Below are 13674 nucleotides of genomic sequence, written 5' to 3'. Positions count from 1 at the left end.
ATGAATAAGGATTTGATCTTTCAATGGCTTGAAAAGGAGTGCGGCCAGCGACAATTAACAGCGGCGGATACCAGCGATTTCAGCGCCATGCAGATTGCCAGCCACTTTCGTCAAAAGCGCAATATCGTCAGCCATCATCTGAATAATCTGCACCGCGAACAGCGGGTCGTTAAAATAAACAGTCGTCCCGTGCTTTTTCTGCCGGTAAACCAGCTTCGGGAGCGGCACGGCCTGGCGGTGCGTCAGATGGAATACGCCTCGCTTGCCGGGCTGCTGGAGGACCGACAGGACAGCCTGGAGACGCTGATTGGCGCGCAGGGGAGCCTGCAGGAGGCCATTCGCCAGTGTAAAGCGGCTATCAGCTACCCTGGCAGCGGCCTGCCGGTTCTGCTGAAAGGGCCGACGGGCACCGGTAAAAGCTTTCTGGCCGGGCGCCTCTGGCGCTACGCTATTGAACAACACATCCTCGCGCCAGACGCTCCCTTCCAGGTTTTTAACTGCGCGGAATACGCCAACAACCCTGAGTTACTCACCTCCAAGCTTTTTGGTCACGTTAAAGGCGCGTTTACCGGCGCCGACAGGAACGTCGAGGGGTTAATTGATGCCAGCGACGGCGGCGTGTTGTTTATCGATGAAGTGCACAGGCTTACGCCGGAAGGCCAGGAAAAGCTGTTCCACTTTATGGATAACGGCACCTGGCGACGGCTTGGCGAAAGCAGCCAGGAACGGCGGGCCTGCGTGCGGCTTATTTTCGCCACCACGGAAGCGCCGGATAAACATTTCCTCGCCACCTTTATCCGCCGTATTCCCATGATAGTGAAAATCCTGCCGGTGGCGGAGCGCGGCCAGTATGAACGCATGGCGTTTATCTGGCACTTCTTCCAGACCCAGGCGCGCCAGCTTAAACACGATCTCGCGGTGGATGGCGAAATCATGCAATTGCTGCTGGAGGAGCCGGTAGAGGGCAACGTAGGCGGGCTGGAGAACCTGATTAAAAACGTCTGCGCTAACGCCTGGGCGTTCGGGCTGCGTCGGGAAGGGATACTTGAGGTAAAGGCCGGACATATACCGGATAAACTGCTGCCGGGCCGTCCGCTGCTGCCGCTGCTCAACCAGGAAAAAGTCATTATCCTGCGCGACAGCCAGGGCGTGCCGGCGCTTCCGGGCAGGCAGCAGGAGTATGAGCGGCTAACCCGCAATGTCTGCGGGCTGTGTCTTGAGTTAACGCGTGAGAACATCAGCTCGCGCGCTTTTGGCAAGCTGGTTTATCAGAACGTCACCCAGTACCTGGACGCGTTGATGAACAAAGAGAGCGAAATGGCGCAGCAGGAAAAACGGCTGCGTTTTATTGAGGACGCCGGCAAGCTTATCGCCGCCAATTATGATTTGTCGCTAAGCGGCGAATTCGCTTTTCTTACCGGGCGCTATCTCACCAGCCTGCCGCTGACGCTGCGTGAGCCGGATGAAGCTTCACAGCAGATAATGACGAACTGGCTTGCGCAGGAGGCGGGGCTCGCGCACCGGGTGGCACAAAAGCTCATTGAAGTGATTGTGGCGAAATACGATCTGTTAATCACTGTGCTGGATCGCGTGGCCATTACCGCGATTGTCAGCAACGCCATCGACGCCACCGTGAACAGCAAAATCAAAGCGGTGATTGTGGCGCACGGCTACTCTACCGCCAGCAGTATCGCAAGCGTGGCGAACCGGCTTATCGGCGAGAAAATTTATCACGCGATAGATATGCCGGTTGATGTCGCCTTCAGCGACGTCAGCCGCGCCATTCTGGATTATTTACAGCACACCGACACCAGCGCCGGGGTGATGATCCTGATTGATATGGGCTACAGCCGCGAAATAGCGGACACGCTGCTTGACGCTATTTACGGGCCGCTGGTGGTGATTGATAACGTCACGACGCGCCTCGCTTTGAATATCGCCAGCGAAATCGCCCTGTCGAAAAGCATTGAGTCGATAGCCGAAGAGATTGTGCCGCTTAACCGCTCAAGCTGGGACATTCACTATCCGCGCCATAAAAAAGAGAAAGCGCTGCTGGTCACCTGCATTACTGGCATTGGTACGGCATTTAAGTTTAAGAGTTTGATGGAAAAAAGCCTGCTGGCCGATTTCAACATCAATATCATCGCCTGCGAATTTACCCGTCTGAAGCATCAGCCTAACGCGCTTTTCACGCAATATGATGTGATTGCCATTATCGGCACGCTCGACCCGCAGGTAGAAGGCGTGCCCTATATGGGCATTGAAGAGCTGCTCGGCGAGCAGGGGCACGCCAATTTAACGCAGTTGCTGAGCGGCTATTTAACCGAGAAACAGATTAACGCCATTAACCAGAATATGGTGCGCGAGTTTTCACTGCATAATGTGGTGAACTCGCTGACCATTCTCAACGCCAGCAAGACGCTGAGCTATATCGAAGAGATTATTGCGGAGTGGCAGCAGGCGCTGGGGTTCACCTTCTCCAATAACCTGATCATCGGCCTTTACGTGCATCTGAGCTGCATGATTGAGCGGCTGGTAATGCGTAATGAGATAACCCATTACCGCAATCTGGACAGGTTTACCGAACGGCACGGCGATTTTATCGCGATGGTGAACCGCTCCTTCCAGCGTTTTAAATCGCTCTATAACATCGCCTTACCGGTGGCGGAAATAGGGTATATCCACGATATCTTTGAGTTGCGGGTGGCGGAGTTCAGCCAGTAAAAGCGGGGCGGACGAACCGCCCCGTTAGCCTTAATACTCAACTTTCCACATATAGCGGCGGGTCGTCAGCGGATGATGGCGCGCTTGCGAGAGCGCGAGGTTATAAACGTCCAGCAACGCGGTGTGGAACAGGCCGCAGAAATAGTCGCGCACCGTTTCCGGCAGGGCGTTAATGCCAAGCTCTCTGGCGTCAATCAGCTGCAGCTTGCCGCCATACTGACGAATGAAGCGGATGGCGCGGTCATCCAGCGCGCGGGTGCGGCCTTCGCTTTGCAGCAGCACAAACGGCGTACCCTCCTCGGTGATTTCAAACGGACCATGAAAATACTCGCCGCTGTGCACGCTGGCGGAGTTGATCCACTGCATTTCCAGCAGGATGCAGATAGACTGCTGATGCGCGGCGCCGAACGACGGGCCGCTGCCCATCATATAAATTACCTTGTCATCTTTGTAAGCCTGGGCGAAGCGCTGCGCGTCTTCCTGCACCTTGCGCTGCCCTTCGCGCACGACCTCTTCAAACTGCTCAAACGCGCTGACCATGGCTTCGTAATGGGCATAGCCTTCTGTCTGTTGCAGCAACTCAAGCGCCAGCCATAAGCCATAAGCCGCCTTTTGCTGCGCCGGGTTGACCGTTTCCGGGTAGCGCGCCCAGCGATATTCGATAACTTCATCGCTGTGCTCGCAAAGCGGCGAGGCCGGCGCGAAGGTCAGGCCTACCGTGGCGGCGCCTTTTGCCCGCGCCACCCGGGCCGCTTCCACCGTTTCCGGCGTATTGCCCTGCTGGGAAGCCAGGATAACCAGGCTATTTTCACCGAGCGCCTGCGGCGTGGCGTGAACAAATTCATTGCTGGTGATATACCCCACCGCCAGCTTTTTCGCTTCGCAATCGAGGAAATATTTCGCCGGATAAAAACCGGTTAACGAACCGCCGCAACCAACAAAATAGACGCGTTCAATAGCAGGCCTGCTTTGCAAAATAGCGCTGATAATTTGACGGGACTGCTGATGAGGATGTGACATTTTCTTCTCCTTCGGGCGTAGGGGGGCCTCCGCGCTGCGCGGATGGCGTTAACGTTCTGATTTAATTAAGCGGCTTGTTTGCTTTTCATTTTCTGATGAAATTGCGGATCTTTCGGAATGGCCGGGTTAATGCCTTTTTCCGGCGCCAGTTTCGCGCACAGCATTTGCAGCGGAATAATGTATTCAAAGACGCTGAAGTCTTTATCGTTAATAAAGGGGAAACGCATATTTTTCCCGTTCTCTTCCACCTGGCTGCCAATGCGGTAAATATGGGTTGTCCACTGCGAGAGAATCGCCACCAGATTTTCGCTGCGCTCATCCGGATGATTATCCAGCATGATAAGCGCTGAGCCGCTGTTGAAAGCGTTATAGATACCGTGGATAAACTCTTCGAATTCATAGCCGGAAACCGGGCAGCGCAGCGTTTCCAGCAGCTTCAGCGCGCCCTCCTGCACCGTGCCGTAGAGCTCAGGCTGCGCCACCAGCCGCAGATCCTGGCTTTCGGCAAGCGGGCGAGCCGGGCCCTGCGCCCAGGCGGCGGCGGCGTCAATCACCGCAGGCAGATGGCGGAACGTGTTCGCCATGCGCGCTTTCACCGCCTCCTGTTGCGCCGGCGTAATCGCGCTGCGCTGTTCGGCGAGGGTGAGCGCCAGCTGCATCAGGTTCAGCATGGTGCAGAGATAGCCTTTGGTTTTCGCTCCCGCTTTTTCTTCGCCGCAGGGCACGGTCAGCACATGGTCCGCGACGCGGTCAATCGTCGCGTTCTCGACGCCCGCCATCGACGCCGTTATATGCCCCGCCTCCCTGGCGCGGGTCATCGCTTCAAGTGTAGAGAGGCTGCCGCCCCCCTGAGAGATGCCAATCAGCAACGCCTTGCCGCCCTGGGCCAGCGTGGCGCTGTCGAGCAAGAACGGATAGCTGACTTCTACCGGCACGTGACACCACTGCTGCATAAAGCGGCGCGCGGTCAACGCGCCGTGGTAAGAGGTGCCGGAACCGGTAAGAATGATTCGCGTCACATCCTGGTTTAATACGGCGCGTGCAGCCTGCGCCAGGTCGTCGCGGCGTTGTTCCAGCATCGCCAGCAGACGCTGCGGCGCTTCGTTCATGTAATCTTCCATCTGCATTATCAAAACCCTCAGTTAAAGAATGCCCAGGGCGCTGGCCAGCAGGCCAAACGCCACGGTGCCTGACAGAACCCAGTTAATGCTGACGCCCTTGCGGATGAGCTTGTACATCCCAAGCGTGAAGAGCAGCGGCAGCAGCGAAGGCAGAATTTTGTCGAGAAAATCCTGCACTTTGATAGTGGTATTGCCGGTGGTGAAGCTCAGCGGCGTGTGAATATCAATCATGCTGGCGGTCATGGCGCCGACCACCATCAGGCCCACAATCGAGGCGATATAGGTCACCCTGTCCATGAGCCCGCTCTGGTAAATGCGCATAAGCCAGGTGGTGCCGGCGCGGTAGCCAAGCTTCAGCCCGTACCAGCGGCAGAAAAGGTGCGGCAGGTTATAGACCAGCAGCGCCACGACAGGCCCCAGGATGCTGCCTTGCTGGGCGAAGTAGATGCCCATCCCGGCGGCGATAACCTTAAGCGAGCCCCAGAAGATAGAGTCGCCGATACCCGCCAGCGGCCCCATCAGGCTGGTTTTCACCGCGTTAATCGACTCTTCGTTAAACTCCGGATTACGGCGGTTCTCCTCCTCCATCGCAATCGCCAGCCCGAAGATAAAGGTGGAGAGGTGCGGCGTGGTATTGAACAGCACCAGATGGCGCTGGAGCGCCCGGCTTAGCGCTTCTCGCGTGTTATAAATGCGGCGCAGCGCCGGGCTCATGATAAACGCGCAGCCCATATGCTGCTGACGCTCGTAGTTCCATGACCCCTGCAGGGTAAATGAACGCCAGAAGACGCTGCGCAACTCCCGCGCCGTGACTTTCCCTTCGGTGTCCGCCGGTGTCTGAGTCTCTGCTGTCGCCTTGTCGTCGAGATGTTCCGTTAACTGACTCATGGTTATGCCTCCGGCTGTTGGTTATTGAGGAACTGGCTGATGATGAAGGCCAGCACCACCGAGAACAGCGCAATCGCGATAATATCCAGCCCGGTATAGGCGGCGATAAGAAAGCCGAGACCGAGGTAGGGCAGTAGTTTGGTGCTGAGCATCATGTTGATAAGCAACGCAAAGCCAAGCGCGGGCAAAATCTTACTGGCGATGACCAGCCCATTGGTGATGACCGGCGGGATAGCGTCCAGAAACCAGGTGACGGCAGACGAACCCAGCAGGATGGCGAAGAAAACCGGCAGAAAGCCGCTCAGGAAATAGAGCGCCGTCGGTCCCCCAAGATGCATAAAGGCCACCATGCGGGTATTGCCTTGCTCTGCGTAGCGGTCTGCCAGATGGCCGAAGCGGGCATTGGCGACGCGCACCAGAATCCCCAGCGTCTGGGCCAGCATGGAAACCGGAATAGCGATAGCCAGCGCCGCTTCCGGCCCGCGGCCAGACATAATCGAAAATGCGGTCGCCAGAATCGCGCCGGTGACGATATCGGGCGGGTGGGCCGCGCCAATCGCCACGTTGCCGAGGAAAATCAGCTCAAGCGTGGCGCCGATGAGAATGCCTTCCGTCAGATTGCCGCAGACCAGGCCCGTCAGGGTGCACATTACCAGCGGGCGATCGATCATCGTCACCCCCAGCAGACGCCCTTCGAGAATGCCCAGCGCGGCGATAAGCCCCAGCAGGGTTGCTGTCAGCAACATGGTCTTCTCCTCACACTTTCTCGTTGAGCAGCTCCGCAGAGTGCGCCGGAACCTGGCGCATCTCCATGCGGATGCCTCTCTCTTTCATTTGCCGGCTGTCCGCTATCTCATCCGACGTCAGGTAAATGGCCTTGCCGAACTGCTGCGCCCCCTCTTTCTGGGCGATGCCGCCGAAATTCACCGCGTCGATGCCCGGCACCTTTTCCACCAGTTCCAGGGTTTCGCGGGTATTTCCCAGTACGATCATCACTTTCTTGTGGTCCAGCTTGCCGCTGTTGAGCTTTGCCGCCGCCTGGTCGACGGTGGCGATATCCAGCGTTACGCCCGCAGGTTTGGCGAGGTTAAGAGACATGGTGACAAAAGGATCGCTGGCGGCTTTTTTATCCGCGACGATGATGTAGTCGATATCCAGCGCGCGCGTCCAGGCAAACACAACCTGACCATGCAGCAGGCGGTAATCAATACGAACGAGTTTGATCATGGGTGGTCTCCGGCAATTTCAGTGGGGGATTGCAATACGGCATTGATAAAAACGATGGATTCCCTGGCGGTCGCCGTGGCGTAGTTAATCGCTTCCTTAACGCTCTGCGCTTCGCAGAGCAAAAACTCCAGCAGCAGAGTGAGGTTAACGCCCGCCACGACATAGACGTTGTCGTGGAGCAGTACCGTTCTGGCTGCGCTGTTATTGACACTGCCGCCCAGCAGATCGGTGAAAATCACCACGTCTTCACCTTTTGCCTGAACCACCAGCTCTTCGAACACCCGTTCGAGTTGCTCCGTGGTCGTTATCTCACCCTGATAGGCGCACACAGGCTTTACGCCATGCTCTTCGCCAATCAGCAGCGCCAGACTCTCCACCACGCCGGTGGCGAAATTACCGTGGCTGGCTACATAAACATGTTTCACCTGTTCATCCTCTTTTTGGGTTAGCGTGTTGGGCTAAGCTAAAAAGAGCAAAAGCTGTGCCATAAATTTAAATGGTTATTTATCAGTTGGTTAAATAGTTTTATTGGCACTAAAAACCAGAAACCTGGCACAGTGAAGCGACAGGAAAGCGAAAAGCTGACACTACGAAGCGGGAAGGCGACTGTTATCATGAATTCAGTCTGCTTATGCGGAAATGAGGCTGAACTTTTTCCCGAAGCGGCTGATTTTACGCAATACTTTTACTGCCACTCCGCTACCTGTGAAAAGGAACACGCTTGTGAAACGTCTGATTAGCCCGCTTGCTTTGCTTATCGCAGCCGCCGTTATGCCGCTGCACGCGTCGCCGTTGCCCGCCGCGCCTGACCAGGCGGTGCCGCTAAACCAGTTCATTACGCAGGTCAATGACGACAAATCGATCACGTTCCGCCTGTTCGCGCCTGCGGCGAAGCGCGTCGCCGTGGTGACTGGCTCAACGGTGGACAGCCAGGTGTCGCATGAGATGAAAAAAGAGGCGAACGGCGCCTGGACATGGAAAAGCGAGCCGATGAAGCCCAACCTTTATGAATACTTTTTCGACGTTGACGGCTTCCGCTCTATCGATACCGGCAACCCCTACGTTAAGCCCCAGCGCCAGCCCAATACGTCGCTTATCCTGGTGCCAGGCAGCATTATTGATGACCGGGCGGTGCCGCACGGCGATCTCATCACGCTAAGCTATCGCTCTGGCGCGCTGAAATCAGAGCGCAAGGTTTATGTCTGGACGCCGCCGGGCTACAGCCAGGAGAGCGACCCGCTGCCGGTGCTCTACTTCTATCACGGCTTCGGCGATACCGGGCTTTCGGCGATTACCCAGGGGCGTATTCCACAAATCATGGATAACCTGCTGGCTGAGGGCAAAATCAAACCAATGCTGGTCGTGGTGCCGGATACCGAAACGGACATCAGCGAAGCGGTGCCGGAAAACTTCCCGCCCGCCGACCGGCGCAAGGATTTCTACCCGATTAACGCCCAGGCCGCGGACAAAGAGTTAATGAACGATATCATTCCGCTGATCGGGCAGCGTTTTAACGTGCGCAAAGACGCCGAGGGCCGCGCGCTGGCCGGACTGTCCCAGGGCGGTTACCAGGCGCTGGTCTCCGGCATGAGCCATCTGCAAAGTTTCGGCTGGCTGGCCTCTTTCAGCGGCGTCACCACCGCAACGGTGCCCAATGATGAGGTAACGAAACAGCTTTCGCGCGCCGACGAGATCAACCAGCAGTTGCGTAACTTCACGCTGGTGGTGGGCGATAAAGACAGCGTGACCGGGAAAGATATCGCCGGGCTTAAAACCGAGCTTGAGCGCCAGAAAGTGAAGTTTGATTACGTCGAATACCCAGGGCTGGGTCATGAGATGGATGTCTGGCGTCCGGCCTACGCCGCGTGGGTGCAGAAGATCTTTTAAGGTGGCTGTTGCGCTAACTCCCGAGCGGCTCACGCAAGAGGGAGCCGCCCGGCACGTTGATAAGCGCGCCTCTCCCTTTCACACTGAAAGGGAGAGGAGGAAACATTTAAAGCGTGACTTCCCAGCCGCGTTCCCGCCACAGCGCAGGCAACTCCGCCAGGTCAGTAAACACTGTGACGTTGGGATTATCGAGCGGCGGATTATGCGGGTCGGCGCAAAAATAGAACACCTGCATGCCCGCGGCGATGCCTGCCCTGGCACCCGCGGCGGAATCATCCACCAGAATGCAGTTTTTCACCTCTACCTGCATCGCGTCAGCGGCAAAGTGCATCAGCGCCGGGTCGGGCTTCCAGCGCTGAATGTCGTAGCCGCTGTAAAGCTTATCGGGAAAATGGCGCAACATGCCGGTTTTGCCAAGCGACTGTTGCATCTTGCTCACCGGCCCGTTGGATACGATGCACATCGGCACCGTGACCTTATCAAGCAGCGCCGCCGCCCCTGGGATCTCCACCAGTTCGGCCTCAAAGAGCCGCGCCACTTCGGCGCGATAAACCGGCTCCAGATCCGCCTTTTGCAGGTTTACGCCATATTCGCCGTTGATGGTATCGATGATTTCATAGAGCTTTACGCCCTTGAACCGTTTGAACACCTCGTCCAGCTCAAGCTGAATGCCCCACTGCGCAAACATATGAACATAGGCGCGTGAGCAGATGACTTCGCTGTCCACCAGCGTGCCATCGCAGTCGAAAAAGATCGCTTCAATACGGGACATGCCGTTTCCTGTTATCGCAAGTTGAACGTTTACTCTAAGCGGTTTACGCCACGCAATCGATGCCGTATAAGCAAAATCAATGAAAAAAAGTGTGTGACGAGCGTCAACATCGCCGCTTTTTGGTATAGGATAGCGGCGAATTTTCCCTCCTTTTGCACGGAATTGAGAATGAGCCAACAACACACTGCCCAGGGCTCCGGCCAGGGGCTGCTTGAGCGCGTGTTTAAATTGCGCGCGCACGGCACGACGGCGCGCACCGAGGTGATTGCCGGTTTTACCACCTTCCTGACGATGGTTTACATCGTCTTTGTTAACCCGCAAATCCTGGGCGCGGCGGGGATGGACACCCACGCGGTCTTCGTCACCACCTGTCTGATTGCCGCCTTCGGCAGCATCCTGATGGGCCTGTTCGCGAACCTGCCGGTCGCACTGGCGCCGGCGATGGGGCTGAACGCCTTTTTCGCTTTTGTAGTGGTAGGCGCAATGGGTCTCTCCTGGCAGGTGGGCATGGGCGCGATTTTCTGGGGCGCCGTTGGCCTGCTGCTGCTGACGATTTTCCGCGTGCGCTACTGGATGATCGCCAATATTCCGCTGAGCCTGCGCGTCGGTATCACCAGCGGCATTGGCCTGTTTATCGGCATGATGGGCCTGAAAAACGCAGGCGTGATTGTCGCGAATCCGGAAACGCTGGTCAGCATCGGCAACCTTACGTCCCATAGCACGCTGCTGGGGGCGCTCGGCTTCTTCATTATCGCCATTCTCGCGTCGCGTAACATTCATGCGGCGGTGCTGGTTTCCATCATCGTCACCACCCTGCTGGGCTGGATGCTGGGCGATGTGCATTACACTGGCATTGTTTCTGCGCCGCCGAGCGTGCTCTCTGTCGTAGGCCAGGTGGATCTCGCCGGCTCCCTGAATATTGGTCTCGCGGGCGTTATCTTCTCCTTTATGCTGGTAAACCTGTTCGACTCCTCCGGTACGCTGATTGGCGTGACGGATAAAGCGGGTCTCACCGACGAGCAGGGTAAGTTCCCGCGCATGAAGCAGGCGCTGTATGTGGACAGTATCTCTTCCGTAACCGGGTCGTTTATCGGCACCTCTTCGGTAACCGCCTATATCGAATCCTCTTCCGGTGTCTCCGTTGGCGGGCGCACCGGCCTGACGGCGATTGTGGTGGGCCTGCTGTTCCTGGTGGTGATTTTCCTCTCGCCGCTGGCGAGCATGGTGCCGCCGTACGCCGCCGCTGGCGCGCTGATTTACGTCGGGGTGCTGATGACCTCCAGCCTGTCGCGCGTGAAATGGGATGACCTGACGGAAGCGGTGCCGGCATTTATCACCGCCGTGATGATGCCGTTTAGCTTCTCGATTACCGAAGGCATCGCGCTGGGCTTTATCTCTTATTGCATCATGAAGATCTTCACCGGTCGCTTTAAAGACCTCAGCCTCTGCGTCGTGGTTGTCGCGCTGCTGTTCGTGTTGAAGATTGTCTTTATCGACGCGCACTAAAGCCTGAGCGTTAAAAGAAAAGGGCCAGCATCGCTGGCCCTTTTTGTTAGTTGCGCACCCGCTGGATATAGTCGGCGAAGGCGGTCAACTGGCCGGTGAGATGGTCCAGCGTGCTTTGATCTATCACTTCGCCCGTCTGCGGGTCGACTTTGTTCTGAATCACCCCGCCCATAAATTCCGGCTTGTTCATTACCATGGCGTCCAAAAAGACCAGGATCTGGCGCAGATGATACTGGCAGCGCGCGCCGCCGATGGCGCCCATGGAACTGGTCTGGATAAGCACCGGTTTGCCCGCCAGCGGCTGTTCCGGCAGACGCGAAAGCCAGTCGATGGCGTTTTTCAGGCCGCCTGGCACCGAGTAGTTATACTCCGGCGTCACAATTACCAGCCCGTCCGCCTGGCGGATCTGCTCCGCTATCGCTTCCACGCTCTGCGGAAAGCCCTCTTCCTGCTGAATATCGGCGTCATAAAGCGGAATATCGCCGATTGAGGGCAGCGCGCTCACTTCCAGCCCCGCCGGGGCGATTTTTGGCAACGTGCGCGCCACCATGGCGTTAAAGGAACCTTTGCGCAGGCTGCCCAGCAGCGTGACAACTTTCAGCGTTTCGGACATGGTCTCTCCTTCGGTAAGCGGTAGCAATAAACGATCAGTTGAGTATAAGCGCTTTCTCGGCGGGCAGGCTGGTGAAGCGCATCAGGCGCGCCTCGGCCCCCTGGGTGCGCTTTTGCGTATCCGGCAGGCCGCGCCAGCCTTGTTGCATATCGAATTCCCAGACTTTGAGCTTATCCGTGGTCGGCGATACCGCTATCGCCCAGACCAGCACGTCTTCCGCATCGCAGACCGCTTCGACGTTGGGCGTATCGGCCACGCGCAGCCTGCCGGCGCCGGGCAGCAGTTGCAGTTCCTGCTTCGGCTGGCCGGTGAGTTTCAGCACGCTGCGGCGCAGCGTCATCAGTTGAGATTTTGCCTCGACGGGATCGTTCTGATTGGCTATCCAGATGGTTTCATTGCTGGTTAATCCGGGTTCGCAGCGCGAGGCGAGCGGGTGCGAAAGGTTGCGGGCGATGCGCTGCAGTTCCATACCCAGACCGCAGCGCCCCTCGGTCGTCAGCGCCACGCCGACCAGATTTCCGGCATACGAGAGAGAAAAATCCGCAAGACCTGCATCGCTGAAGTGCGGGCGCCCCTGCTCGTCGCGACTTAAAGAGGGCAACGTTTTTAAGCCGTAAAGCATGAACATGAGCTCCGCCAGCAGCGAGCGAGAAGCCAGAAAGCGGTGACGGCGATGTTCAGGCAGCTCCCGCGCTTCGTTATAGCACTCCTCGGAGAGCCTGGGCGAGATTAGGTGATCGGCGTTAAACGTCCCTCGTGCGAAATGCGTTGCCATTCGTCGCTCCGTGATAATGGTCAGATAATGATAAGGCTTAGAACATAGAATCTGTGAATGGTAGATCAGAATCCAGTCAGCAAACTTATGTTTAGGTTTTAATGCGAAAAAGGGAAGCTGACCAGACCGGTTGAAGCATCTTTACAAATATATCTTTACCGTGAGGCGTGCGACACGCTTCAGATGCTGTTTTGCACCGCCTTTTTCACCACGTCGCTTAGTTGAGTGAGCGGCGGCGAAGCGCGGTTATCCGCCTTCAGCAGAGCAACGCCAAGCGAACCCGGAGAAGGAAGCGTTAGCGCAGGTAGCGGCATAAGCGAAGCGGGCATGCCCAGCCGCGTACGCACCGTTACGCCAAGACCAGCGCTGACCGCCGCCCAGATGCCGCTCAGGCTGCGGCTGGTAAAGGCGATGCGCCAGGCAATGTTCGCCCGATCGAGTGCGGCGATGGCGCGGCTGCGCATCAGGCAGGGGGCGTCAAAGACCACCAGCGGCAGCGGCGCGCTTCCGTTAAGGTAAGCGCTAAGATCCAGCATCGGGTGGCTTATCCATTGCAGCTCCAGCTGTTTTAACAGACAAGCCCCGGCTGGCAGCGTTTCCGGCTGCCAGGCCAGCGCCAGATCCAGCTCGCCGCGCGCTATGCCTTCCACCAGCGCTTTGTTGCGCGCCACGTGTGCGGTAAGGCGCAGGCCGGGATGCTGGCGGCTGAACTGCCCTAAAATTTCCGGCATCAGCGTTTCGCCAAAATCTTCCTGCATTCCCAGGCTTATCTCGCCCTGCAACAGTTCGCCTTTCACCGCCAGCAGCGCTTCGTCATTCAGCGCCAGCAGCCTTCTGGCGTAGCTCAACAGCAGCTCGCCGCCTGGCGTAAGCGCAAGCCCGCGCCCCTGTTTTGTCACAAGCGTTGTGCCGCATTGCTGTTCCAGCTTGCGTAGCTGCGCGCTGACGGCGGAAGTAGAGCGGCACAGGCGCCCGGCCGCCAGCGCAAAGCTGCCAAGCTCAATGCCGGTGACGAAACTGCGCAGGGCGTCGGTATCCAGCGCGACGGGAAGCTTCTCCATAACAGTCCTGTTTTTCGGGATGATGGGTTCTGAATATTGCGATTTTTTAAATCCTATCAGCTGCGCACAATGGCGTCATC

The 13674-nt window shown here is 57.4% G+C and carries 13 protein-coding genes; 3 read left to right on the top strand and 10 right to left on the bottom strand.

Annotation, left to right across the window (positions count from 1 at the left end; translation table 11 throughout):
- A complete protein-coding gene (locus tag MT962_RS20280) occupies positions 1–2724 on the top strand; it encodes a sigma-54-dependent transcriptional regulator (protein WP_247366315.1) in 2724 nt (907 codons plus the stop codon).
- Positions 2725–2754: 30 nt separating this feature from the next.
- Here MT962_RS20280 and MT962_RS20275 read toward each other — a convergent pair whose 3' ends face one another.
- From MT962_RS20275 to MT962_RS20250, 6 genes are all read right to left on the bottom strand, one after another.
- Positions 2755–3744: an SIS domain-containing protein gene (locus MT962_RS20275; protein ID WP_024559898.1), complete on the bottom strand. Its 990-nt coding sequence runs from the start codon at positions 3742–3744 to the stop codon at positions 2755–2757.
- A gap of 65 nt (positions 3745–3809) precedes the next feature.
- Positions 3810–4871: an SIS domain-containing protein gene (locus tag MT962_RS20270; protein ID WP_247366314.1), complete on the bottom strand. Its 1062-nt coding sequence runs from the start codon at positions 4869–4871 to the stop codon at positions 3810–3812.
- A gap of 15 nt (positions 4872–4886) precedes the next feature.
- The gene (locus MT962_RS20265; RefSeq protein ID WP_024556842.1) at positions 4887–5753 is read right to left on the bottom strand and encodes a PTS system mannose/fructose/sorbose family transporter subunit IID; all 867 of its coding nucleotides are present in this window, start codon (positions 5751–5753) and stop codon (positions 4887–4889) included.
- 2 nt (positions 5754–5755) lie between these two features.
- The gene (locus MT962_RS20260) at positions 5756–6499 is read right to left on the bottom strand and encodes a PTS mannose/fructose/sorbose/N-acetylgalactosamine transporter subunit IIC (protein WP_024556841.1); all 744 of its coding nucleotides are present in this window, start codon (positions 6497–6499) and stop codon (positions 5756–5758) included.
- A gap of 10 nt (positions 6500–6509) precedes the next feature.
- Positions 6510–6980 carry a PTS sugar transporter subunit IIB gene (locus MT962_RS20255; RefSeq protein ID WP_024556840.1) on the bottom strand — a complete coding sequence of 157 codons (471 nt, stop codon included), beginning with the start codon at positions 6978–6980 and terminating at the stop codon, positions 6510–6512.
- The gene (locus MT962_RS20250) at positions 6977–7405 is read right to left on the bottom strand and encodes a PTS mannose transporter subunit IIAB (protein WP_024556839.1); all 429 of its coding nucleotides are present in this window, start codon (positions 7403–7405) and stop codon (positions 6977–6979) included. The genes MT962_RS20255 and MT962_RS20250 overlap by 4 nt, the downstream gene beginning before the upstream one ends.
- Positions 7406–7751: 346 nt before the next feature.
- Between MT962_RS20250 and MT962_RS20245 the strand changes: the two genes are divergently transcribed.
- Positions 7752–8867, top strand: coding sequence for an alpha/beta hydrolase-fold protein (locus MT962_RS20245; RefSeq protein ID WP_247366324.1), 1116 nt, complete (start codon positions 7752–7754; stop codon positions 8865–8867).
- 106 nt (positions 8868–8973) lie between these two features.
- Here the strand turns inward: MT962_RS20245 and yieH are convergent, their stop codons facing one another.
- A complete protein-coding gene (yieH, locus tag MT962_RS20240; RefSeq protein WP_247366313.1) occupies positions 8974–9639 on the bottom strand; it encodes a 6-phosphogluconate phosphatase in 666 nt (221 codons plus the stop codon).
- Positions 9640–9807: 168 nt separating this feature from the next.
- Here yieH and MT962_RS20235 point away from each other — a divergent pair, with 168 nt between their 5' ends.
- Positions 9808–11145, top strand: a complete 1338-nt coding sequence (locus tag MT962_RS20235) for an NCS2 family permease (protein WP_247366312.1) — start codon at positions 9808–9810, stop codon at positions 11143–11145.
- A gap of 46 nt (positions 11146–11191) precedes the next feature.
- Here the strand turns inward: MT962_RS20235 and MT962_RS20230 are convergent, their stop codons facing one another.
- The 3 genes from MT962_RS20230 to MT962_RS20220 form a co-directional block, all read right to left on the bottom strand.
- Positions 11192–11758 (bottom strand): NADPH-dependent FMN reductase, encoded by a 567-nt coding sequence (locus tag MT962_RS20230; RefSeq protein WP_024556835.1) that lies wholly within the window; start codon positions 11756–11758, stop codon positions 11192–11194.
- A 34-nt stretch (positions 11759–11792) separates the two neighbouring features.
- Complete coding sequence (locus MT962_RS20225; RefSeq protein WP_247366311.1) at positions 11793–12533, bottom strand: hypothetical protein; 741 nt, start codon at positions 12531–12533, stop codon at positions 11793–11795.
- 179 nt (positions 12534–12712) lie between these two features.
- Positions 12713–13594, bottom strand: coding sequence for a LysR substrate-binding domain-containing protein (locus MT962_RS20220; protein ID WP_247366310.1), 882 nt, complete (start codon positions 13592–13594; stop codon positions 12713–12715).
- Positions 13595–13674 lie beyond the last annotated feature (80 nt).

Origin of the sequence: Franconibacter sp. IITDAS19 (genome assembly GCF_023079515.1) — a bacterium.
GTDB classification, from domain to species: Bacteria; Pseudomonadota; Gammaproteobacteria; order Enterobacterales; family Enterobacteriaceae; genus Franconibacter; species Franconibacter pulveris.
The sequence above is the reverse complement of the archived record's forward strand: the minus strand, read 5'-3'. Positions and strand labels throughout refer to the sequence as shown.

Bases quoted from the DNA above. Each gene is read 5' to 3' on its own strand.
- MT962_RS20280 (WP_247366315.1), top strand. From the start codon at position 1: ATGAATAAGGATTTGATCTTTCAATGGCTTGAAAAGGAGTGCGGCCAG.
- MT962_RS20275 (WP_024559898.1), bottom strand. From the start codon at position 3,744: ATGTCACATCCTCATCAGCAGTCCCGTCAAATTATCAGCGCTATTTTG.
- MT962_RS20270 (WP_247366314.1), bottom strand. From the start codon at position 4,871: ATGCAGATGGAAGATTACATGAACGAAGCGCCGCAGCGTCTGCTGGCG.
- MT962_RS20265 (WP_024556842.1), bottom strand. From the start codon at position 5,753: ATGAGTCAGTTAACGGAACATCTCGACGACAAGGCGACAGCAGAGACT.
- MT962_RS20260 (WP_024556841.1), bottom strand. From the start codon at position 6,499: ATGTTGCTGACAGCAACCCTGCTGGGGCTTATCGCCGCGCTGGGCATT.
- MT962_RS20255 (WP_024556840.1), bottom strand. From the start codon at position 6,980: ATGATCAAACTCGTTCGTATTGATTACCGCCTGCTGCATGGTCAGGTT.
- MT962_RS20245 (WP_247366324.1), top strand. From the start codon at position 7,752: ATGCCGCTGCACGCGTCGCCGTTGCCCGCCGCGCCTGACCAGGCGGTG.
- yieH (WP_247366313.1), bottom strand. From the start codon at position 9,639: ATGTCCCGTATTGAAGCGATCTTTTTCGACTGCGATGGCACGCTGGTG.
- MT962_RS20235 (WP_247366312.1), top strand. From the start codon at position 9,808: ATGAGCCAACAACACACTGCCCAGGGCTCCGGCCAGGGGCTGCTTGAG.
- MT962_RS20230 (WP_024556835.1), bottom strand. From the start codon at position 11,758: ATGTCCGAAACGCTGAAAGTTGTCACGCTGCTGGGCAGCCTGCGCAAA.
- MT962_RS20225 (WP_247366311.1), bottom strand. From the start codon at position 12,533: ATGGCAACGCATTTCGCACGAGGGACGTTTAACGCCGATCACCTAATC.
- MT962_RS20220 (WP_247366310.1), bottom strand. From the start codon at position 13,594: ATGGAGAAGCTTCCCGTCGCGCTGGATACCGACGCCCTGCGCAGTTTC.